Source organism: Brevibacterium sp. FAM 27836, from assembly GCF_051351055.1.
In the GTDB taxonomy this organism is placed as follows: domain Bacteria; phylum Actinomycetota; class Actinomycetes; order Actinomycetales; family Brevibacteriaceae; genus Brevibacterium.
On sequence record NZ_CP195711.1, the window covers coordinates 1,400,442 to 1,420,484 of the forward strand.

17 protein-coding genes, 1 pseudogene and 1 riboswitch are annotated in these 20,043 nt (G+C 65.9%); of the genes and pseudogenes, 16 read left to right on the forward strand and 2 right to left on the reverse strand.

Annotated features, from left to right (window positions below; translation table 11 throughout):
• The first annotated feature begins 84 nt into the window (after window positions 1-84).
• The 7 genes and pseudogenes from ACSE4D_RS06385 (at window position 85) to ACSE4D_RS06415 (ending at window position 7,510) form a co-directional block, all read left to right on the forward strand.
• The gene (locus ACSE4D_RS06385) at window positions 85-660 is read left to right on the forward strand and encodes an HAD domain-containing protein (protein ID WP_436326821.1); all 576 of its coding nucleotides are present in this window, start codon (window positions 85-87) and stop codon (window positions 658-660) included.
• A complete protein-coding gene (locus ACSE4D_RS06390) occupies window positions 657-1,448 on the forward strand; it encodes a glutamate racemase (RefSeq protein WP_436326822.1) in 792 nt (263 codons plus the stop codon). Before ACSE4D_RS06385 ends, ACSE4D_RS06390 begins: the two co-directional genes overlap by 4 nt.
• A gap of 152 nt (window positions 1,449-1,600) precedes the next feature.
• On the forward strand, window positions 1,601-2,611 hold the full coding sequence (locus ACSE4D_RS06395) for a slipin family protein (protein WP_436326823.1): 1,011 nt from the start codon (window positions 1,601-1,603) through the stop codon (window positions 2,609-2,611).
• Window positions 2,612-2,663: 52 nt separating this feature from the next.
• A complete protein-coding gene (locus tag ACSE4D_RS06400) occupies window positions 2,664-3,260 on the forward strand; it encodes an HdeD family acid-resistance protein (RefSeq protein WP_436326824.1) in 597 nt (198 codons plus the stop codon).
• Window positions 3,261-3,639: 379 nt separating this feature from the next.
• Window positions 3,640-5,151: an inorganic phosphate transporter gene (locus ACSE4D_RS06405; protein WP_436326825.1), complete on the forward strand. Its 1,512-nt coding sequence runs from the start codon at window positions 3,640-3,642 to the stop codon at window positions 5,149-5,151.
• 415 nt (window positions 5,152-5,566) lie between these two features.
• Window positions 5,567-6,376, forward strand: a pseudogene (gene erm / locus ACSE4D_RS06410) (23S ribosomal RNA methyltransferase Erm); the annotation flags it as partial.
• 466 nt (window positions 6,377-6,842) lie between these two features.
• A riboswitch (SAM riboswitch) is annotated at window positions 6,843-6,953 on the forward strand.
• A gap of 32 nt (window positions 6,954-6,985) precedes the next feature.
• A complete protein-coding gene (locus ACSE4D_RS06415) occupies window positions 6,986-7,510 on the forward strand; it encodes a hypothetical protein (RefSeq protein ID WP_436326826.1) in 525 nt (174 codons plus the stop codon).
• 83 nt (window positions 7,511-7,593) lie between these two features.
• Here ACSE4D_RS06415 and ACSE4D_RS06420 read toward each other — a convergent pair whose 3' ends face one another.
• Window positions 7,594-8,265 (reverse strand): metal-dependent transcriptional regulator, encoded by a 672-nt coding sequence (locus tag ACSE4D_RS06420; protein WP_436326827.1) that lies wholly within the window; start codon window positions 8,263-8,265, stop codon window positions 7,594-7,596.
• Between the two features lie 96 nt (window positions 8,266-8,361).
• On the opposite strand from ACSE4D_RS06420, the gene ACSE4D_RS06425 reads away from it, so the two are divergent.
• From ACSE4D_RS06425 to ACSE4D_RS06455, 7 genes are all read left to right on the forward strand, one after another.
• Window positions 8,362-8,922: a hypothetical protein gene (locus ACSE4D_RS06425; protein ID WP_436326828.1), complete on the forward strand. Its 561-nt coding sequence runs from the start codon at window positions 8,362-8,364 to the stop codon at window positions 8,920-8,922.
• A 144-nt stretch (window positions 8,923-9,066) separates the two neighbouring features.
• Window positions 9,067-11,325, forward strand: a complete 2,259-nt coding sequence (gene betT, locus ACSE4D_RS06430; RefSeq protein WP_425119962.1) for a choline BCCT transporter BetT — start codon at window positions 9,067-9,069, stop codon at window positions 11,323-11,325.
• Window positions 11,326-11,477: 152 nt separating this feature from the next.
• A complete protein-coding gene (locus tag ACSE4D_RS06435; RefSeq protein WP_436326829.1) occupies window positions 11,478-12,662 on the forward strand; it encodes a hypothetical protein in 1,185 nt (394 codons plus the stop codon).
• A 104-nt stretch (window positions 12,663-12,766) separates the two neighbouring features.
• Window positions 12,767-14,422 (forward strand): lipase maturation factor family protein, encoded by a 1,656-nt coding sequence (locus ACSE4D_RS06440; protein ID WP_135540614.1) that lies wholly within the window; start codon window positions 12,767-12,769, stop codon window positions 14,420-14,422.
• A gap of 136 nt (window positions 14,423-14,558) precedes the next feature.
• Window positions 14,559-15,521 carry a metal ABC transporter substrate-binding protein gene (locus tag ACSE4D_RS06445; protein ID WP_135540612.1) on the forward strand — a complete coding sequence of 321 codons (963 nt, stop codon included), beginning with the start codon at window positions 14,559-14,561 and terminating at the stop codon, window positions 15,519-15,521.
• A complete protein-coding gene (locus ACSE4D_RS06450; protein ID WP_135540610.1) occupies window positions 15,518-16,336 on the forward strand; it encodes a metal ABC transporter ATP-binding protein in 819 nt (272 codons plus the stop codon). The genes ACSE4D_RS06445 and ACSE4D_RS06450 overlap by 4 nt, the downstream gene beginning before the upstream one ends.
• Window positions 16,333-17,205 carry a metal ABC transporter permease gene (locus ACSE4D_RS06455; RefSeq protein ID WP_135540608.1) on the forward strand — a complete coding sequence of 291 codons (873 nt, stop codon included), beginning with the start codon at window positions 16,333-16,335 and terminating at the stop codon, window positions 17,203-17,205. Before ACSE4D_RS06450 ends, ACSE4D_RS06455 begins: the two co-directional genes overlap by 4 nt.
• A 164-nt stretch (window positions 17,206-17,369) precedes the next feature.
• Here ACSE4D_RS06455 and ACSE4D_RS06460 read toward each other — a convergent pair whose 3' ends face one another.
• Window positions 17,370-18,641: an Nramp family divalent metal transporter gene (locus ACSE4D_RS06460; protein ID WP_240689917.1), complete on the reverse strand. Its 1,272-nt coding sequence runs from the start codon at window positions 18,639-18,641 to the stop codon at window positions 17,370-17,372.
• A gap of 187 nt (window positions 18,642-18,828) precedes the next feature.
• Between ACSE4D_RS06460 and ACSE4D_RS06465 the strand changes: the two genes are divergently transcribed.
• Window positions 18,829-19,494, forward strand: coding sequence for a TetR/AcrR family transcriptional regulator (locus tag ACSE4D_RS06465; protein ID WP_135540604.1), 666 nt, complete (start codon window positions 18,829-18,831; stop codon window positions 19,492-19,494).
• 37 nt (window positions 19,495-19,531) lie between these two features.
• Window positions 19,532-19,891, forward strand: a complete 360-nt coding sequence (locus tag ACSE4D_RS06470; RefSeq protein ID WP_135540602.1) for a DoxX family protein — start codon at window positions 19,532-19,534, stop codon at window positions 19,889-19,891.
• Window positions 19,892-20,043 lie beyond the last annotated feature (152 nt).

Genomic DNA, 20,043 nt, shown 5'->3' on the forward strand with positions numbered 1-20,043 from the left:
AATCTGGTGCGGGCGGAAGCGGTCTGCCCCCAGAATAGCGCGCTCGTCTCGCGTCCGGCCGGACGGCGAAGCGAACAGGAAGGAATGATGGCTGCCGCATCCCCGTCGCCGGTCTCGGCTCGCCGGCGAGCACGCCATGTCACCGTCTTCCTCGACGTCGACGGCGTCCTCAACTCCTATCCGGTGCCCAAACTGCGCATCATGACCGAAGGCCGGAAGAAGCTGCGGGCGTGGAACTACGAGCTCCACTACCGAACGGCCGTCGTCGAATTCTTCGATCGCATCGTCGAAACCCATGACGTCGACGTCGTCTGGCTCTCGACCTGGTCAAAGCGATGCAAGTCCGAGCTCGAACCGAAATTCGGTCTGCGCAACTCCTTCGACGTCATCGAAATGCCCGATGAGACCCATAACCGTTTCGCTCACGACCCGCAGCAGTGGTGGAAGGCCCGCGCCATGGAGGGCTGGCTGTCCACGCACGAACACGGCCGCGCGATCTGGATCGACGACGACCTGGCCTGGCCGGTCACGCGCGAATACTTCCTCAGCCGGTATTCGACGAACCGACTCAAACTCATCGCCCCGGACTTCGCCCACGGCCTGACGAAGGCCCACCTCAAAGAGATCCGGGAGTTCGCCTACCCGAAGGACGCTTCATGACGCGCATCGGTCTGCTCGATTCCGGACTCGGACTCCTCGGCACCGCCGATGCAGTCTTCCACCTCGCTCCCGACGCGAACCTCGTCCTGGCCATGGATCCGGACTTCTCTCCCTACGGCAGCCTGAGCACGGAGACCCTCGAACAGCGGGCCCTGCATTCGGCCGGGGTGCTCGCCGAATGGGAACCCGATGCCATCGTCATCGCCTGCAACACCGCCTCGGTGCAGGCACTCGAGGCCGTGCGCGCCCGCTATGAACCGCGCATTCCCGTCATCGGCACCGTCCCCGCGGTGAAGATGGCCGCCGGCACGGGACAGGACTTCGCGATCTGGGCGACCCCGGCGACCACCGGCAGCGACTACCAACAGAACCTCATCGATTCCTTCGCCGCCGACCTGCACGTGGCCAAGGTCGCCTGCCCGGGATTGGCCGAGGCGATCAACACCGCCGACCTGGAGAAGATCGACACCGCCATCGAGGATGCCTTCACCCAAATGGGGCCGGGAATGGAGACCGTGGTGCTCGGCTGCACCCATTACGGACTCGTCGCTGACCGCATCATGGCCGCCCGCGCGGGCGCCCTCACCGTCTTCGACTCCCCGATGCCGGTGGCCAAACAGACACTGCGCCGCATCGGTCTCGAACCCGCAGGAGTCGGCGAGGAACAGCCGGGCACCGGACGCGTGCTCGCCACCTTCGCTTCGGGCCGCCGGGTGAACCTGCCCGCCTCACTGGCGGCCTACCCGGCGGGCAAACGACTGCTGGCCCGAGAGGCGCAGGAGGGCTGAGCGCCCCATCCCCTCTCAGGGTGAGCCGTCGACGCCCCGTCCACGAAGCCCCGCGCTCGGCAAAAGTTTCGTGATTATAACCGACCCTGCCCTCAGGGGCAAACGAGTGCTAAAATGAGGGAACCGTCAGTCGTCAAAGGAGGCGATTCGACATGTTGGCGCTCGGAATCCTTGCCGCACTTGTCGCACTCGGAGCCATCACGCTGGGAAACAGCCTGAGGATCGTCAAACAGTATGAGCGCGGGGTGGTCTTCCGCCTCGGCAGAGTGAATGCCGAGCCCAAACCTCCCGGGCTGACGGCGATCATCCCGTTCGTCGACAACCTGCAGAAGGTCAATCTCCAGATCGTCACGATGCCGATTCCCGCTCAGGAGGGCATCACCCGCGACAACGTCACCGTCCGCGTCGACGCCGTCATCTACTTCAAGGTCGTCGATCCGCGCAAGGCCGTCGTCGATGTCGAGGACTATCAGCTCGCCGTCGGGCAGGTCGCGCAGACCTCGCTGCGGTCGATCATCGGCCAGAGCGAACTCGACGATCTGCTCACCATCCGCGAACGCCTCAATCAAGGCCTGGCGATCATGATCGACAATCCCGCCGTCGACTGGGGCATCCACATCGACCGCGTCGAGATCAAGGACGTGGCCCTGCCGGAGACGATGAAGCGGTCGATGTCGCGCCAGGCCGAAGCCGAACGCGAACGCCGCTCCCGGGTCATCATCGCCGATGGTGAGCTGCAGGCGTCGAACAAGCTCGCCCAGGCCTCCGAGGCGATGGCCCACACCCCATCCGCCCTCCAGCTGCGCCTGCTGCAGACCATCGTCGAAGTCGCCGCCGAACGGAATTCGACCCTCGTCCTACCCTTCCCCGTCGAACTGCTCCGGTTCCTCGAAGGCAACACTCCGACCTCGCCTCCCACCGCCGAGACGGGGGCGAAACCCGATTCGAACTCCGCCGAGGAGGGGGCGATGTCCACCCCGGACACGGCCGCGGCGAACACCGCACCGACCACCGACCTCGACGCCATCGTCCAAGCGATGTCCGAATCGCTCAAACTCACCGGCCTCATGCCCGAGCAGGAACGCGTCACCTCGGATATGCCCGAGCAGGAGCGCACGACCTCGGACACCGCGGAGGCGGAGGAGCATCTCGGGCACGCCTGATCGAGACCATCCTCTTCAGCGTCCGTCCAAATCCGAGGACTAGGCTGAGGCCATGGACCTCAAGCGCACAGGAAGAACAGTCATCGTCAACGGCGTCATCGCCCTCGTGATGGGTGTGCTGATGATGGCTTGGCCCGGCGCCTCCGCCGAGGTGGTCGTGCGGATCTTCGCCTGCTGGCTCGCCGTCATCGCCGTCTCCTCCCTCGTGTTCGCCCCGCGAGGAGGACGCACCGGCAGCCTGGTCACGCGTGCGGTTCTGCTCATCCTCCTCGGCGTGCTCATCTTCCTCACCCCGATGCTGTTCGCCTCGATGGTCACGGTGCTCACCGGCTTCGCGATCGTCTTCTTCAGCATCCTCGCTCTCACCGTGTCCTTCTTCATCCGACGCATCGGTGTCGGGTCCTGGTGGGTGCTCACGGCCATCGGCATCCTCGGCATCATCCTCGGCGCTTTCTTCCTCTTCGCCCCGAGCGCCGGGGTGACCGCGCTGATCTTCACGCTCGCCGGGTTCATCATCCTCGTCGGAATCGCCCTCATCGCTCTCGGTCGACGCCTGCGCAGCACTGCCCGGCAGATGCAGGCCGATCCGCACCGCAACCGTCCCGACGACGGCGGCGGCGACGTCATCCGCGGCGAGATCATCGACTGAGTCCGGCCGCCTCGGCGAGCCTCTCCCCTCTCTCCTGACTTCTGCGATCGGGCCCGCGCATGTCCGGGCCCGGTCACGTCTGTGGACCCGCTCCCGCTGCCGCGGCCCCGTCTCGGGGTTTCGTGGCCATTGTCACAGCCGGTCTTGCCTCCTGCCCCAACCGACCTCACCACCTCCCGCGCGAACCCGCTCGCATAGCATCTGACCTGGAATTTCGCGTGAACCTCAGGCGAATTGCACCGAATGTGCATGTTCATTTCGCGCGCGCCCGATTCGGTGTTCACCCTCCGTTCACCTTTCCCGTAACCTGGCGGTCATTCGGCCTGCGAATCATGGGAGCAGACACAGCCTGCATCCAGACCTTCGCTAGGAGATTCGAATGACCCAGGTTCTGGCCCCGGAGCGCCGCACTCCGCCGCCTGCCCTCGGCCGCAGCAATGATCGCCTCTGGCATCTGGCCTTCGGCGGCCTGCTCGCGATCACCCTCATTGCCTTCACCCTGTGGTCCTTCGACTTCGTCGGTCGCGACGCACCGCGCATGGTGCTCGTCACCACCGTCATCTTCGGCGCCTTCATGGCGTTCAACATCGGCGGCAACGATGTCGCCAACGCCTTCGGAACCTCCGTCGGAGCCGGCACACTGACGATGAAGCAGGCACTGCTCATCGCTGCGGTCTTCGAAGTCAGCGGTGCCCTGCTGGCCGGCGGCGACGTCACCGACACGGTCAAGAGCGGAATCGTCGACCTCAGCGGAGTCGCGATCAACCCGATGGATTTCGCGTTCATCATGATGGCCGCCCTCCTCGGCGCCGCACTGTGGCTGCTCGTGGCAACCCGGATGGGCTGGCCGGTGTCGACGACGCATGCGATCATCGGCGGCATCATCGGAGCTTCACTGACGATCGGCTTCGTCACCGGCACCGGCGGGCTCTCCATGGTGCAATGGTCCGAGGTCGGCCAGATCGCGATCTCCTGGGTGCTGTCGCCCGCGCTCGGCGGACTCGCCGCGTTCTTCATCTACGGGCTGATCAAGAAGTACGTGCTCGGCAATGCGCTGTCACACACCCTCAAGCCACATATGCTCTCCGCCGTCGCTCCGGCCGAAGGCTCCGTCGACGCCCAGATCGACTCGGCGACCACCGGGTCGGACGTCACAGGAGCCGGTACGGGTGCGATCGGCACTCACTCGGCTCTGCAGCGCTGGGTTCCGCTCATCGCTGCCGCCGGCGCGATCATCATCACCGCGATGCTGCTGTTCAAGGGTCTGACGAATCTCGACATGAGCGTGTCCACCGTCGGCGGAGTCCTCGTCATGGCGATGATCGGCGTGGCCGTGTGGCTGGCCGTGTTCGTCTTCGCCAAGACCCTGCGCAAGCAGACCGTGCCCCGCGCGACCTATATCCTGTTCTCCTGGATGCAGGTGTTCACCGCCTCCGCGTTCGCCTTCAGCCACGGTTCGAACGACATCGCGAACGCCGTCGGCCCTTTCGCCGCCGTCCTCGATGTGCTCCGCACCGACAGCATCAACGCCGAGGCGACCGTTCCGTTCGCGGCCATGCTCACCTGCGGATTCGCCCTCATCGTCGGTCTTTGGTTCATCGGCCGGAAGGTCATCGCGACCGTCGGAACGAACCTCACCGAGATCCACCCTGCCTCCGGATTCGCCGCGGAGCTCGCGGCCGCCGGAATCGTCATGGCCGCCTCGGTGAGTGGACTGCCCGTGTCCTCGACGCACATCCTCATCGGCGCGATCATCGGTGTCGGCCTGGTCAACCGGTCGGCGAACTGGAAGCTCATGAAGCCGATCGCCCTGGCCTGGGTCATCACCCTGCCGGCAGCGGCCGCCATCGGTTCGATCGGAGTGCTCGTCCTGCGCACCCTCATGGGCTGATACCCGTTCTGAACACGCCCCGCCGACTTCACTGAGAATTCGGCGGGGTAATTTTTTCGTCCACACCCTGGTGGGCGCGAGAGGACCCGTGCTATCTTATTCGGCATGGGAACATTGAACAGCAGCGCAATGACTGCGCCTTGCTTCTACATTCGTCACCGCCGCGCCTGACAGCGCGCTCGACGAAGATTCTGTGATCGGCTGACCGACGACGGTCGCCTCGATCTCCTCCTGCAAGCGCGTTGTCCTCCCGGATCGTCATCGGCATCCGGGTGCTGCGGCAATCGGCTGATCCTTTTCCGTCCCCACTGACCGTTTTGATCGTCAATGATCGACCAGGTCATCGCGGACCGATCTGACTCACCACCATTGCGCTGCCTCGGGTGCCTCCACCTTCTTTCTGGAACACATCCCATTGCGACCCCAAACGACACGTCCACACTCGACACATTCGAAGTCGAGACATTCACGGTCGAAGCACGGCGGGCGACACGAACTCGGCCAGAACTTCCTCCGCTCACGCACCACTATCGACACGATTGCGAGCCTGGCTCGCTCCACCTCCGGACCGATCATGGAGATCGGCCCCGGCGACGGAGCAGTCACGACCGAGCTCTACCGGCTCGGCCGAGAACTCACACTCGTCGAACTCGACGAAACGAGGCTTGATCACCTTGAAGACTCATTCCCGCGGGCCGAGGTCCGGCACGCCGACATCCTGACCACCCGGCTCGACCGGCCGGTCATCGTCGGCAATCTGCCGTTCCACCTCACCACCCCCATCCTCCGCAGACTGCTGCGCTCGAGTCAGTGGCAGCAGGCCATCCTGCTCACCCAATGGGAGGTGGCCCGCAAACGTGCCGGAGTCGGCGGATCGACCATGATGACCGCCCAATGGGCACCATGGTTCGACTTCCGCCTCGTATCACGCGTCCCCGCGGATGCATTCACCCCGAAACCCAGCGTCGATGGCGGCATCTTCACCATCGATCGCTGTCCCACCGGATCGATCCCAGCCGGTGATCGATCCGATTATCAACAGTTCGTCCGGTCGGTCTTCACCGGCCGCGGGCGAGGAATGAAAGGAATCCTCTCAACGATGAGCATCACCGATCACCGCACGCTGCAATCGACCATGGATCGCAACGACATCAGAGGAGACACCTTGCCCAAGGACCTCACCCCCGACCAGTGGACCGGACTGTTCACCGAGCTGACCGCCGAACCGAGCCCGAAGAATGCGAAGAAGGAGAAGACCATGCGAAACAACAAAGGAAACAAGAACCCCATCACCGAGGCGGCCCCGGAGAAGCCGTTGATCACCGGGGAGCTGCCCATCATCGGCGCCGAACAGGCGACCGAGAAGCTGCAGGCGTCCATCCCGGGTGCCGATCCGAAGGCGAAGAGCCATGACAAGGGTCATCTGCAGGCCGAACGCGGTTTCATGAATCAGCATCAGAAGCCGCAGCAGCCTCAACCGAGGTGGAACCTGCCCCGGAGGTGAGGGCGGCACTGACTGCCGCGGCGGCGAGGGCAGTCATCGCTGACGGGCGGTCCTCGCCGGCAAGGCAGGTTCGCTCAGAAGGCGGACCATTGCCGACGCGTCCCGGTTCCCGGTTTCGACCTCGAACCGGGACGCCGGCTCTGCTTGTTCGGGCTCGTGTCAGTCCGTCCCGCTACACTGAGAACACGTTCGCGAGTTGTGGCCATCGGTACCTGGCCGGCCACACGGCAACCCGTCATCGACCGGGTGCCCCAGGGGAAGAACGGGCCCGTGCCGACCGCTCGGGCAAGTTTCGATCCGGGCCGACGAGCCCGAGAAGGACGGTCCGCCATGTCCGCAGACTTCCACGACAACTCCGCCTCCGACGACCACGGCGATCCCGCCGATCGCAGGGCCGCCGACAACCGTCGCAGGGCCGCCGAACAGTGGCCCGGCTTCGAAGCCGCAGAGGCGCTGCACTGGTCGAAGGTCCTCCTCCACCACTCCCCCGATCCCCAGCGATCGGGCATCAAGGCGCAGATTCATTCGGCGATCACCAGCGGCGTTCCCGTCGCCGGACCCGATTGGGTGCGCACGGCCGACGCCGCGCGCAGCGACGGCTTCAACCCGGTGCTCTACCAGACGCTGTTCGAGAGTCTACGCACCATTGAGAAGGCGGCATTCCGCTCGCATCCCGGGCATCGGATGAGAACGTACAAGAACTACCTGCCCGGCACACCGTATGAGTCCGAGCTCTGGTGCGACTGGCCGAAGCTCTTCCTCACCGAGGGCTTCGACGCCCGTACGGCCACGAGCCTGACGCTGCTGCGCGCCGAACCGAAGTTCCCGCGACCGCACACCAGCGACGAGACCTGAAACCCCGGTCTCCCTCCGCCGAACCTGACAGTCTCGCTGGTCCGGCCGGCACCAGCGGTCTGGATGTCCTGACTGCCGGTCTCTCAGCTCGCCGAGACGGCCGTGCGCAGATACACGGCCGCGGCGAGCGCCGCGGCGATCGTTTCCCGTTTCCCGTCGATGCTCACGCTGACCTCATCATCGGAACAGTCGACGACTTCGAGCGCCGCCCCCGGCAGCACCCCCGCCTCGGCGAGTTTCCCGAGTGTCTGCGGGTCGGCGTCGGAGACCCGCAGCACCGTGTAGGGGCCGGCAGCCGCCTCGGTGAGCAGGGTGGGCGTGTGCGAATCCACGTGACCGTCCGCTCCGGGGATGGGATCGCCGTGCGGATCGGATGTCGGGTGGCCGAGGAACGCGTCGATGCGGTCGATGAGCCGGTCGGAGGCGGCATGTTCGAGGATCTCGGCTTCGTCGTGGACTTCGTCCCAGCCGTAGCCGAGCGACTCGACGAGGAACGTCTCGATGAGCCGGTGTCGGCGCACCATCGACAGGGCGATCGTTCTGCCCCGTTCGGTGAGCACCGGCGGACGGTAGGGCACTCGGGTGATGAGGTCGAGTTCGTCGAGGCGTTTGAGCACCTCGGTGACATTGGCCTTCGTCGTTCCGAAACGGTTCGCAAGCTCCGTGGCCGTCATCGGGTCCCCGCCCCATTCCTGGGCCGACCAGATGGCCTTGAGGTAGTCCTGACTGACCTCGGAGACTTCACCTGCACGCATACGTCCAGTATCCCATGGACAAACCGACACAGATGTTGCGAAACGATTACCTGCTGACCGCTCCTTCGCCGAGGCGGCCCTGCCAGAATCACAGACATGACCTCCCCTTCCGATCCGGTGCCCCCGACCGACGACGTTGTCCCCACCCGATCCGGCCCAACCGCTGCCGCACCCGCCGGCGTCCCATTTCTCGCATTCATCCGCGCCCCGTTCCTCGCGTTCAGCAAGCGGGCAGAAGCCCGCCGAACCTCGAGTGCACACCGCTCTGCTGCTGATCGACTGACACCGCGCTCTCCACGACGCAGCCCCGCCGATCGACCGAACCTCGCACCGGATGTCCCGGTCGGGTTGTTCCGACCCTGCGAGATCGAATTCGCGCGGCTCTACAGCCTCCCACCCTTCGACACTGACATCCTCATCCTCACCGACCGGCGACTGATGCGGGTGCGCACCGATGCTGCCGGACACGTCGCCCAGCTCTCCCAAACTGCACTCTGGCAGGTCGGGCACGCCCGCGCCGAGGAATTCCGCGACCGTGCGACCGTGACCGTGGAACTGCACGTCGGATCGTCGATGCGGCTCGAGGAGACCGCCCCGGCCGAGGCGCACGAATTCGTCGACACCATCACCGAGGCGGCTGCCCGATCCCGGGCCTGATCCCCGACCGTCCCCGCGGCCCCCTGACAACTCGCCCTGTTTCCTGAACGGACGGGGTGTGATGGTCGGCAGAAATTCCTCCATCAGTAGACTGGCGCAGGCTCGCTTTCGGGCCAGACCACGTTTCCTACCGGAGGCTGATGCGTGCACGATCCGAACGAAGAGAAGTTGAAGCGCCCGATCGTCGAACGAGAACGGTTCGGCGGCACCGATCGAACGACGCGAACCGGCCGGGGTGTCGATCCGGCCAAGCGTGCACCGATCGACAGCACAGAGATGAGCAGGGGCCCCGAGGAGCTCTCTGACGAACGCGGTTCCCGCGTCAATTGGCGAGTCTTCATCGTCGCCTCGCTCATCATCCTCGCCTTCTCCGTGTGGGCGATGATGATGCCGGACTCAGCCCAGTCGACGATGAAGACCACCGTCGACTGGATCGCCGAGAACCTCGGCTGGTTCTACGTCGTCACCGTTACCGTCGTCATCGGCTTCGTCCTCTGGGTTGCTCTGTCCAAGGAGGGTTCGGTCCGTTTGGGGCCAGACCACTCCCGCCCCCAGTACAACCTCTTCACCTGGGTCGCCATGCTCTTCGCCGCCGGTGTGGGCATCGATATGCTCTTCTACTCGGTGACCGGGCCGATCACCCAATACCTCGAACCCGTCAATGCCAGCCCGGAGTCGGCCGCGGCCGCCCAGGACGCCGTGGTGTGGACGATGTTCCACTACGGCATCGCCGGCTGGTCGATGTACTCGCTGCTCGGCATGGCCATGGGCTACTTCGCCTACCGCTGGGGAATGCCGCTGTCGATCCGCGCCGTCCTCTACCCCCTGCTGGGCAAGCGCGTGCGCGGAACCACCGGTGACGTCATCGACATCTTCGCCCTCGTCGGCACCGTCTTCGGTGTGGCCACCTCGATGGGCATCGGCGTCGTCCTGCTCAACGTCGGCTTCGCCACTCTCTTCGGCTTCGAGCAGGGACTCGCACTGCAGATCGCATTGGTCATCGTGGCCGTGGTCATGACCGTCGCCGCCTGCACTTCGGGCGTGGACAAGGGCATCCGCCTGGTCTCCGAACTCAACCTCTGGTCGTGCGCGGCGATGATGCTCTACATCCTCGTCACGGGAAAGACCGCGTTCCTCCTCAACGCCATGGTCGAGAATGTCGGCCGGTTCATCTTCACCCTGCCCGAACGCACACTGTCGACGTTCGCCTATGTCGACGGCGGCTCCGAATGGATGGGCGGATGGACCCTGTTCTTCTGGGCGTTCTGGCTGGCCTGGGGTCCCTTCGTCGGGCTCTTCCTCGCCCGCATCTCCCGCGGACGCACTCTGCGTGAGTTCGTCATCGCCGCGATCACCGCACCGGTCCTCTGCGATTTCATCATCGTCTCGATCTTCGGCAACTCGGCCCTGTCCGAGGTCTTCTCCGGCAACGGCGAGTTCGCGAAGACGGCCATCGCCTCACCGGAACAGGGCTGGTACGACCTGCTCGAGATGTTCCCGGGAGCGACATTCCTCATCGGACTGGCCACACTCTCGGGGCTGCTCTTCTACCTCACGAGTGCGAACTCCGGTGCCATGGTGATGTCGAACTTCTCCTCCTCGATCCCCAACCCGGAAGAGGACGGCCAGAAATGGCTGCGCATCTTCTGGGCCCTCGTCACCGCGGTGCTCACCATCGCCATGCTCGTCGCCGGCGGTGTGACCACGATGGAGTATGCGACCCTGATCTTCGCTCTGCCGGTCACGGTCATCGCCTACCTCGTCATGGCATCGTTCTCGAAGGTGCTGCGCATGGAGCGCGCCGAACGTGAGGGCCGGACTCGTCGGCGCCGCACGACTGCGGCCCATGGCGGTCGGGCCCCGGAGAAGACCTGGCGTCAGCGTCTCGCGACCCTGCGGTCCTATCCGTCGAAGGCCTCCGTCGAGCGCTTCGCCGCCGAGGTGGTCGGACCGTGCCTGGAAGCCGTGTCCGCGGAATTCCGTGAACTCGGCTACTCCGTCGAACACCTTCAGACCATGGACGAAGACACGGCGATCACCTCGAATACGCTCAACGTCGATATGGGCGAACAGCGCGACTTCCGCTACGAGGCGGCCGCCGTCGAGGCGAATGTGCCCTCGTTCGGTGCCCGCAACGCACCCCGCGGAGACGACCGCTACTATCGCATCGAGGTCTTCACCCAGACCGGTTCCGAAGGCTACGACCTCATGGGGCTGAGCTCTCAGCAGATCATCGACGACGTCCTCGACCGCTACGAGACGCACCTGTCGTTCCTCGCCTATTCGCACGAGCACTCCTACCAGTCGGTCGTCACGCCGCCGCACCCGCCGATCACGGACTCGATCCCGGCGATCCCGGTCTCGCCGAACGATGTCGAGGAGCTGGAGGAACCCAAGCACTGATTCGCGCGGACCCCGCCGTCCGCGACATTCCCGATCCCACCTCGCCGAGGCGGCCCGCCGAAAGAGGGCCGGCCGCCTCGGCGAGGTGGGATCCTTCAGATCTGGAACACGAACCGGGCCATGGCCGAGGAAAGAGCTGTAAGAATCGAAGCATGAAGTTCAGAACGCACAAGATGAGCACGAACGTGGTCTACGGGGTGGGTCTCGCCGGTTTCACCACGATCGTCTTCTTCCTCATGAATGCCGGCATCGATCCGCGGGCCCACCGCGTCGGGGACTTCGATCCCGCGGGCGCCGGGATCGTCGGCATCGGGCTCTACGGGCTCTACCATACGATTGCCATCATCTTCTTCAACGAGGACGACTCCTCTGACAAAGACGCACCGGCACCCGATCATCATGTGCCCAGGGCCCCCGATTCGTACACCGGCTTCATCCGCCAGGCCTGGTACAAGGTGTTCTCCGTCGGTCCTATCTGGGCTTTCTTCTCCGCGGCATCGATCTTCATCTGGCATTCCTTCGCCAAGAGCACAGGCACCCCGGGCACGATCTGGGGCGACTACAGCGCATCACCGCTGCCCGCGCTCGTCATCTTCTTCGCCTGCTGGTTAGCGGTCAATCTGGGCTTCACACTGTCCGCTGTCGCCGAGGCGTTCAACCGCGATCACCCCGCGGTCTTCATCATCATGCTCGTGACGATGTTCCTCCTCGGCATCGGCCTCACCTTCGTCTTCATGTTCCCCATTCCCGAGATGAGCACCGGCTCCGGCCTCTCACTCGTCACGATCACGCTGCCGTTGTCCCTGCTCGCCCTGTTCGGCACTCGACTGTGGGCGGTGGTGAGAGTCGCCCGCTGCGACGCAGCGCATCCTCATCTCAGCCCGAGGCAGCAGCGCCGCAGGGAGAGGTTCGATCCCCGGCACCAGGACAACGGCGGTCCCCGAGCCGGCGCCGTTCAACAGGGCAGCGCCGTTCCCCACGCGACTGCGGCACCGCCGACTGACCTGCTCCAGCAGGGAGAGGTCCTCCAGCCGGGAGAGGCCCTGCTCCTGCAGTTCCGCAGCGATCTCACCCCCGAACCGCAGATGCTCATCGCCACGAACCGTCGCGTCGTGCGCGCCTCCGTCAACGGCCAAGGACGCAGCGTCGTCCTCGATCAGGCGCAGCCCGGGCAGCTGATGGGCGGCAGCTGCACATTCGACGCCGGCGGAGTCGTGACCACGGCGCATTTCCGCGGCCGTGCCGAGATGAGGCTCCTCGGCGGCGACCCGGCACAGTCGCAGAGATTCGCCGAGGCTCTCACACGCCTGGCCCGAACCGGGCGAACCACACCCTGAGACGCCGGACGGCTCGGCCCCAGGGGCCCGCGAACTCTTGCACATCCTCGGCGAGCGGACCATAGTCGGATCAGAACCGCGAACCGAACCGGGAGGTGTGCGCCGTGGACGTCGGGACACTGACGCAGATCCTGACCGCCGATGACTACACGATCGCGCGTGAGGTGCTGCAGCGCGGATTCGGTGCGCTCTTCTTCATCGCCTTCCTGTCCGCGTGGAACCAGTTCCCCGCGCTCCTCGGCGAAAGGGGACTGACCCCGGCCCCGCGGTTCATCGCCCTGACCACCGCCGCTCAGGCACCGACCCTGTTCCGGTGGAAGCGCTTCGAATACACCGACCGACGCCTGCGCATCGCCTGCGGCATCGGGATGGTCCTCGCCGCATCCGTCGTGCTCGGAGTTCCCCAGGCCGGACCCGCGTGGACGACGATTCCGGCCTTCCTCGCCATGTGGTGCCTCTACTTCTCGATCGTGAGCATCGGCCAGCGCTTCTACGGCTTCGGATGGGAGTCGCTCCTCCTCGAAGCCGGGTTCCTCGTCGGATTCCTCGGCTCCCACGAGGTGGCCCCGACCCTGCTGATGATCCTGTTCCTCCGCTGGTTCGTCGTCCGAGTCGAGTTCGGCGCCGGCATGATCAAGATGCGCGGCGACAGCTCCTGGCGTGATCTCACCGCCATGGACTACCACCATCAGACCCAGCCGATGCCGAATCCGGTCAGCCGGCGTGCGCATCTCATGCCCCGGTGGTGGCATCGCAGCGAGACCCTGGGCAGTCACATCGTCCAGCTCCTCGCCCCCTGGCTGCTGTTCCTGCCTCAGCCCATCGCCTCCTTCGCCGCGGTCGCGATCATCCTCACTCAGCTCGCGCTCGTCATCAGCGGCAACTATGCCTGGCTGAATTGGGCGACGATCCTCCTCGCCTTCGCCGGCATGAGCGATTCCTTCCTCGCCTGGGTCGTCGGCGGTCCCTGGCCGGGTTGGGGCCTGACCGGCATGTTCGGCGCCGAGGCGGCAAGTCCGTCCACGGCAGCCGAGGCTTCAGGGGCAGCAGCGTCCGGGGCCGCATCCGGTGCTGTGCCCACTTGGTGGCTGATCCTCATCGCCGCCTTCGTGATCTGGCAGTGCATGCTCAACCTCCCGGCGCTGAAGAACCTCTTCTCCTCACATCAGCTGATGAATGCGAGTTTCAATCGGCTCGGCCTCGGCAATGCCTATGGCGCCTTCGGGTCGATGACCGAGACCCGCAACGAGATCGTCATCGAAGGCTGGACCTCCCCCGAAGGCGAGAACGTTTCCGAGGGCGGAAACGCCCCCGAGAGCCGCGAGCCGCTCGAGGACGGGGAGCCGTTCCGAGGCGCAGAGCCGTTCGAGGAGTCGACGGTCGCGGCCGATGTCGGCTGGCGGGAGTACGAGTTCAAGGGCAAACCCGGCGATGTGTGCCGGCGCGGGCCCGTCGTTGCGCCGTATCATCTGCGTCTCGATTGGCTGATGTGGTTCGCCGCGCTGGGCGATTATCGCCAGACCTGGTTCACCGAGCTGCTGGCCAAGATCGGTTCCGGCGACGCACAGATCCGCCGTCTCATGGGCCCCGATCCCTTCGCCGGCGCGGCCCCGGAACTCGTCCGCGTCCGCGTCTTCACCTACCGCTATGCCACCCGCGCCGAACGCCGGGACGCCGCTGCCGCCGGATTGCCGCGTCCGTGGTGGGTGCGCTCGAACCCGCGCACTCTGCTGCCCCCGACCGATCTGCGTCGCGACTGACGACCTCGGTCACGGCGCGCTCCCGTCGAGATATCCTGCCGCGCCCTCCGGGATTTGCCGTTCCTGCTCACTCGATCTTAAAGTTAAGGTACATTAACTTTCGTTCCGAGGTCCCGAACGCAGAAGCAGGAGCCCCATGCCCCACCGCAAACCACAGCCCTCCGCCCACCCTGCCTCCCGCCGGATCGCGCGCGGAGCCGCGGCGATCACCGCTTCGGCCCTCGGGCTCCTGCTCGCCGCCTGCAGCAGCTCCCCGGCCGCCGAGGATGCCGATGCCAAACCGGTCGTCCTCACGACCTTCACGGTGCTCGCCGACATTGCGGACAACGTCGCCGGTAACCATCTCGAGGTCGAGTCGATCACGAAGGTCGGCGCGGAGATCCACGGCTACGAACCCACGCCCGGTGACATCCGCAAGGCGTCGAAGGCCGACCTCGTGCTCGACAACGGGCTCAACCTCGAGCAGTGGTTCTCCCAGTTCGTCGATGACATCGACGTCCCTCATGCCGTCGTCAGCGAGGGCGTCGAGGAGCTGTCGATCACCGCGGATGCCGACGCCGGCAAACCCAACCCGCACGCCTGGATGAGCCCGCTCAATGTCCAGATCTACGCCGAGAACATGGCTCGCGCCTTCGCCGACCTCGACCCGGACCATGCCGATGACTACACCGCCAATGCCGAGGACTACGGAGCACAGCTGCAGGAGGTCCACGACGACCTCGTCGACGAACTCTCGACGCTGCCGAAATCCCAGCGGGCTCTGGTCACCTGCGAGGGGGCGTTCTCCTACCTGACTCGGGACACCGGACTGAGCGAGAAGTACATCTGGCCGGTCAATGCCGAAGCGCAGGCGACCCCGGGGCAGATCACCTCGGCGATCGACTTCGTCAAGGACAACGACGTGCCCGCGGTCTTCTGCGAGTCCACGGTCTCCTCGGCGCCGATGGACCGGGTCGTCGAGTCCACCGATGCGGAATTCGGCGGCACGCTCTACGTCGACTCGCTGTCCGAATCGGACGGACCGGTCCCCACCTATCTCGATCTCATCCGCCACGATGCGCAGGTCATCTCCGAGGCCCTGACCGGGGGCAGAGGATGAGCGCCGCGATCGGTCAGGGGCACACCGAGACCCCCGCGATCAGCGTCGACGGGGTGACCGTCCACTACGGGGACACGCTCGCTCTCGACCGGGCGTCCCTGTCGCTGGGGCACGGACGCATCTGCGGGCTGATCGGGATGAACGGTTCGGGCAAGTCGACCCTGTTCAAGACGATCATGGGCATGATCGACCCCGAATCCGGTCGAGTGCGCATCGACGGCGGCCCCACGCGGCAGGCACGACGGGCCGGTGTCCTCGGCTATGTTCCGCAGAGCGAGGACGTCGATTGGGACTTCCCGCTGTCCGTGCGCGATGTCGTGATGATGGGTCGCTACGGTCGTATGGGCCCGCTGCGGCTGAGCCGCAGGGCCGACCGTGAGGCCGTCGATCATGCCCTGGAGCGCGTCGAGCTCACCGAGTACGCCGATCGCCAGATCGGGCAGCTCTCGGGAGGACAGAAGAAGCGGGCCTTCGTCGCCCGCGGGCTCGCTCAGGAAGCGACGATCCTGCTCCTCGACGAGCCCTTCGCCGGGGTCGACAAACGCAGCGAGGCCACGATCACCCGGCTGCTCAAGGAACTCGCCGAGGCGGGCGCGACGGTGCTCGTGTCCACTCACGATCTGCATGCGCTGCCCGGTCTCGCCGATGAGGCGGTCCTGCTCATGCGCCGAGTCCTCCTCCACTCCTCCCCCGCCGAGGTGCTCCGCCCCGAAAACCTCGCCCGCGCCTTCGGCCTCGACATCACACCCACCGAGGCCACACCCACAGAGGCCACACCCGCAGAGGTCACACTCACCGAGGAGGAAGCGCGATGACCGTCTTCGAGTTCCTGTTCGAGCCCTTCGGCTTCGACTTCATGCTCCGCGCCCTGGCCACGACTCTCATCGCCTCGGTCGTGTGCGCCGTGCTCTCCTGCTGGCTGGTGCTCATCGGCTGGTCGCTCATGGGCGATGCGGTCTCCCATGCCGTGCTGCCGGGAGTCGTGCTCGCCTATGTCGTCGATGCTCCGTTCGCGCTCGGGGCGGTGGCCTTCGGGTTCCTCGCCGTCGGGCTCATCGGGGCGGTGCGCGACACCAGTCGCGTCAAAGAGGATGCCGCGATCGGGATCGTCTTCACCTCCCTGTTCGCCCTCGGCCTCGTCCTCATCTCGGTCGTCCCCTCCCATGTCGATCTCAACCACATCATCTTCGGCAACCTCCTCGGCGTCTCGGCCGCGGATCTGGCGCAGGTGGCGGTGCTCGGCGCGGTGACCCTGACCGTGCTCGTGGCCAAGAACCGCGATTTCACCCTCTTCGCCTTCGATCCCACTCATGCTCATGCCTTGGGTATCAACCCGCGGCTCCTCGGCGCCACACTGCTCGGCCTGCTCGCTCTGACCTCGGTGGTCGCTCTGCAGGCGGTCGGTGTCGTCCTCGTCGTGGCGATGCTCATCGTCCCCGGAGCCACGGCGTACCTGCTCACGGATCGGTTCCAGCGGATGCTGCTCATCGCCCCGGCGATCTCGATCGCGTGTGCGATCATCGGCCTGTACTCGAGCTACTACTTCGACGCCGCGTCCGGCGGGATGGTGGTGCTGGCGCAGGGCGCGGTCTTCGCGCTCGTCTACCTCTTCGCCCCTCGCCACGGCCTCATCGGCCGGCGCGTGGCGACCCGGCGACGGCAGCGCACGCGGGCACGAGTGTGATGCGCGCCGCGGCCCCCGCGACCGCGGAATCTTCGCCGGTCAGGGGCTTCGCGTCACCACCTCGGCGGGGTGATTCTCCCTCGCCGGCCGCCTCGGCGGGGCGAATCCCACCGGTTCACCACTTCGGTGGGGTGACCCCCGCCGGGTGACCACCTCGGTGGGGGCTAATCGACTCCCAGCGCAAGGAGGACGACGAGGACGACGTTGAGCACGATGATGAGGGCCGAGGCGACCACGGCGATGCTCGTGATCCACCGGGCATTCGCGAATTCGCCCATGACCTTCCGACTGCTCGTGAGCCTGACCAGGGGAATCATCGCGAAGGGAATGCCGAGGCTGAGCACGACCTGGCTGAGCACGAGCGCCCAGGTCGGGTCGACTCCGAGCCCCAGGATGATGAGTGCGGGAATCATCGTCACCGCCCGCTGCCACATGATCGGGATGTTCACGCGCAGCAGACCCTGCATGATCGATGCGCCCGCATAGGAGCCGACCGCGCTCGAGGCCAATCCCGAAGCAAGCAGTCCGATGCCGAAGAAGAGGCCGACGATCTCGCCGAGGTTGGCCGTGACGACCGCGTGCGCACCCTCGATGGTGTCGGTGCCGGCCTGGCCGCGCAGGGAAGCGGCGGCGAGGAGGAGCATCGCAATGTTCACGGATCCGGCGACGACGAGGGAGGCCACGACGTCCCAGCGGCTCGCGCGCAGCAGCTGCCCGGTCGAGGCGGTCGTGTCCCTGCGGTGACGGTCGACCGAGAGTGCCGAATGGAGGTAGATCGCGTGGGGCATGACCGTGGCGCCGAGCATGCTCGCGGCGAGCACCACGGAGTTCGTGCCTTCGAGCCGGGGCACGATTCCACCCGCGGCCTGCCCCCAATCCACGTCCCCGACGAACAGGCCCGCAAGAAAGCCGATGGCGATGATCGCGAGGAACGCGATGATGACGAACTCGAAGGGGCGCTGACCGCGGGTGGATTGGATCGAGAGCAGGAGCAGAGACACCACTCCGACGATGACTCCGCCGAGGAGGAGCGGCAGATCGAAGAGGATCTTCAGGGCGATGGCGCCGCCGATGACTTCGGCGAGGTCGGTGGCGATGGCGACGATCTCGGCCTGACCCCAGTAGGCCAGGCGTGAGCGTCGGCGCAGTCGTTCGCCGAGGATGCCCGGCAGCGACCGTCCGGAGACGAGCCCGAGCTTCGAGGACAGGTATTGGACGAGAACGGCGATGAGGTTCGCGGCCACGAGCACCCACACGAGCAGGTATCCGTATTCGGCACCGGCGGTGAGGTTGGCGGCGACATTGCCCGGATCGACATAGGCGATGGCGGCGACGAAGGCCGGGCCGAGGAGCGCGAGTGTGGAGATCTTCTTCCGGTCGCGTTTCTTCCGGCCGTGCCCGCCCGTGCGTGCGACGGCAGAGGAATCGACGTTCATGAAGTTAAGGTACATAAACTTTCCCGTCGAGGGCAACATGAGGGTCCACGATGGCGCGAGTCCGGCAGCACTCGGCTGCGCTCGACCGGCGCGAGGCCGGAAGCACCCGCCCCACGGCACCCGGCGCTCGGCCGGCGAGCGATGCACCGGCCTGGAAAGTGAACACGGAAGGACTTATGCTTCGACCATGTCAGGTGAACATGTTCAATTCCGCTCCGCAAAGCGCCGGCGCACGGAAGACCGGATCATCGGCGCCGCCGCCGATCTCTTCCTCGAACACGGGTTCAAGGCCACAACCGTGCGCGGCATCGCCAAGTCCGCCGAGGTGTCCGTCGGCCGGGTGATGTCCGTGGGCGACAAGGACGCCATCCTCGTCCGCTGCTTCGATCGGTGGATCGGCCAACTGCAGGACGGGACGTACACGGCACCTCCGCCTCGGCGGGTCAGTCTGTCGAAGCGGGGAGGGCACGATGCTGCGGGCACGTCGGTGGTGAGCGGGGCCAGGACCACCTCGGCGGTGCAGCGTCACCTGCTTGATCTCTTTCTGCCGTTCCTCGAATTCTTCGCCGCACACGAGGACCTGTCCCGGGACTACGCGGCGGCGATGATCCGGGTCAAGGGCGACCCCGAGGTATTCAATGCTCTCGCGGCGGACTTGCAGGACCGCCTCAGCGGGGCCTTGGCCTCGATCGGGATCAGCGAGGACCATGCGCGGGCCAGCGCCTCGGCGCTCTACGACTCCTACCTGGGCATACTCTTCCGGTGGGCCGCGACGACGATGACTCTCGCCGAGGCCACGGATGCGCTCCTGGCCATCATCGCTTTCCATACTCGCGTCCGGAGCCCGCTGTGAACCGGCCGTCCATCAACGATTCCACCGAGGCCCTGCCATGATTCTGCTGCCCGACCCCACCTGGCCGGTCGTCGTCCTCGCGATCGTCGTCTTCGGCGACGGACTGCTGACCTTCCGACCGCCCCAGGCGATCGCCGCCTGCCTCGACGGCGTCGGGTTCCCACGCGATTGGTGGTGGGTGCTCGCGATCGTGAAGTTCCTCGCCGCCGCGGGGCTGGTCGCCGGCATCTGGATTCCCGGTCTCGGCGCCGCCGCAGCGGCGGGGCTCGTCGCCTATTTCCTCTGCGCTGTCGCGGCGCATCGGCGGGCGCGCTACGTCGGGCGGGACTTCTGGCTCAACTGCCTGGGCATGCTCCTCGCCTGCGCGGCGGTCCTCATCTTCTGCTTCCTCGAATGAGTGCCGCGCAGGCGGACGGCAAGCACCGCACATTCGGGCGGATTCCGCCGCCATCCCCTCATCCTCGGCGCCGAGATTCGCAAATTGCAGGCGCGTACCCGTGCACACCCCACTTGTTCTGACCTAGAGTCGAGATACGGCACCGGCGCCGA

Excerpts from the sequence above, each read along its gene's own strand:
- ACSE4D_RS06450 (WP_135540610.1), top strand. The coding sequence starts at position 15,518 with ATGAGCGCCGCGATCGGTCAGGGGCACACCGAGACCCCCGCGATCAGC.
- ACSE4D_RS06465 (WP_135540604.1), top strand. The coding sequence starts at position 18,829 with ATGTCAGGTGAACATGTTCAATTCCGCTCCGCAAAGCGCCGGCGCACG.
- ACSE4D_RS06460 (WP_240689917.1), bottom strand. The coding sequence starts at position 18,641 with ATGAACGTCGATTCCTCTGCCGTCGCACGCACGGGCGGGCACGGCCGG.
- ACSE4D_RS06390 (WP_436326822.1), top strand. The coding sequence starts at position 657 with ATGACGCGCATCGGTCTGCTCGATTCCGGACTCGGACTCCTCGGCACC.
- ACSE4D_RS06445 (WP_135540612.1), top strand. The coding sequence starts at position 14,559 with ATGCCCCACCGCAAACCACAGCCCTCCGCCCACCCTGCCTCCCGCCGG.
- ACSE4D_RS06455 (WP_135540608.1), top strand. The coding sequence starts at position 16,333 with ATGACCGTCTTCGAGTTCCTGTTCGAGCCCTTCGGCTTCGACTTCATG.
- ACSE4D_RS06420 (WP_436326827.1), bottom strand. The coding sequence starts at position 8,265 with ATGCGTGCAGGTGAAGTCTCCGAGGTCAGTCAGGACTACCTCAAGGCC.
- ACSE4D_RS06435 (WP_436326829.1), top strand. The coding sequence starts at position 11,478 with ATGAAGTTCAGAACGCACAAGATGAGCACGAACGTGGTCTACGGGGTG.
- ACSE4D_RS06425 (WP_436326828.1), top strand. The coding sequence starts at position 8,362 with ATGACCTCCCCTTCCGATCCGGTGCCCCCGACCGACGACGTTGTCCCC.
- ACSE4D_RS06395 (WP_436326823.1), top strand. The coding sequence starts at position 1,601 with ATGTTGGCGCTCGGAATCCTTGCCGCACTTGTCGCACTCGGAGCCATC.
- ACSE4D_RS06415 (WP_436326826.1), top strand. The coding sequence starts at position 6,986 with ATGTCCGCAGACTTCCACGACAACTCCGCCTCCGACGACCACGGCGAT.
- ACSE4D_RS06405 (WP_436326825.1), top strand. The coding sequence starts at position 3,640 with ATGACCCAGGTTCTGGCCCCGGAGCGCCGCACTCCGCCGCCTGCCCTC.
- ACSE4D_RS06385 (WP_436326821.1), top strand. The coding sequence starts at position 85 with ATGATGGCTGCCGCATCCCCGTCGCCGGTCTCGGCTCGCCGGCGAGCA.
- ACSE4D_RS06400 (WP_436326824.1), top strand. The coding sequence starts at position 2,664 with ATGGACCTCAAGCGCACAGGAAGAACAGTCATCGTCAACGGCGTCATC.
- ACSE4D_RS06470 (WP_135540602.1), top strand. The coding sequence starts at position 19,532 with ATGATTCTGCTGCCCGACCCCACCTGGCCGGTCGTCGTCCTCGCGATC.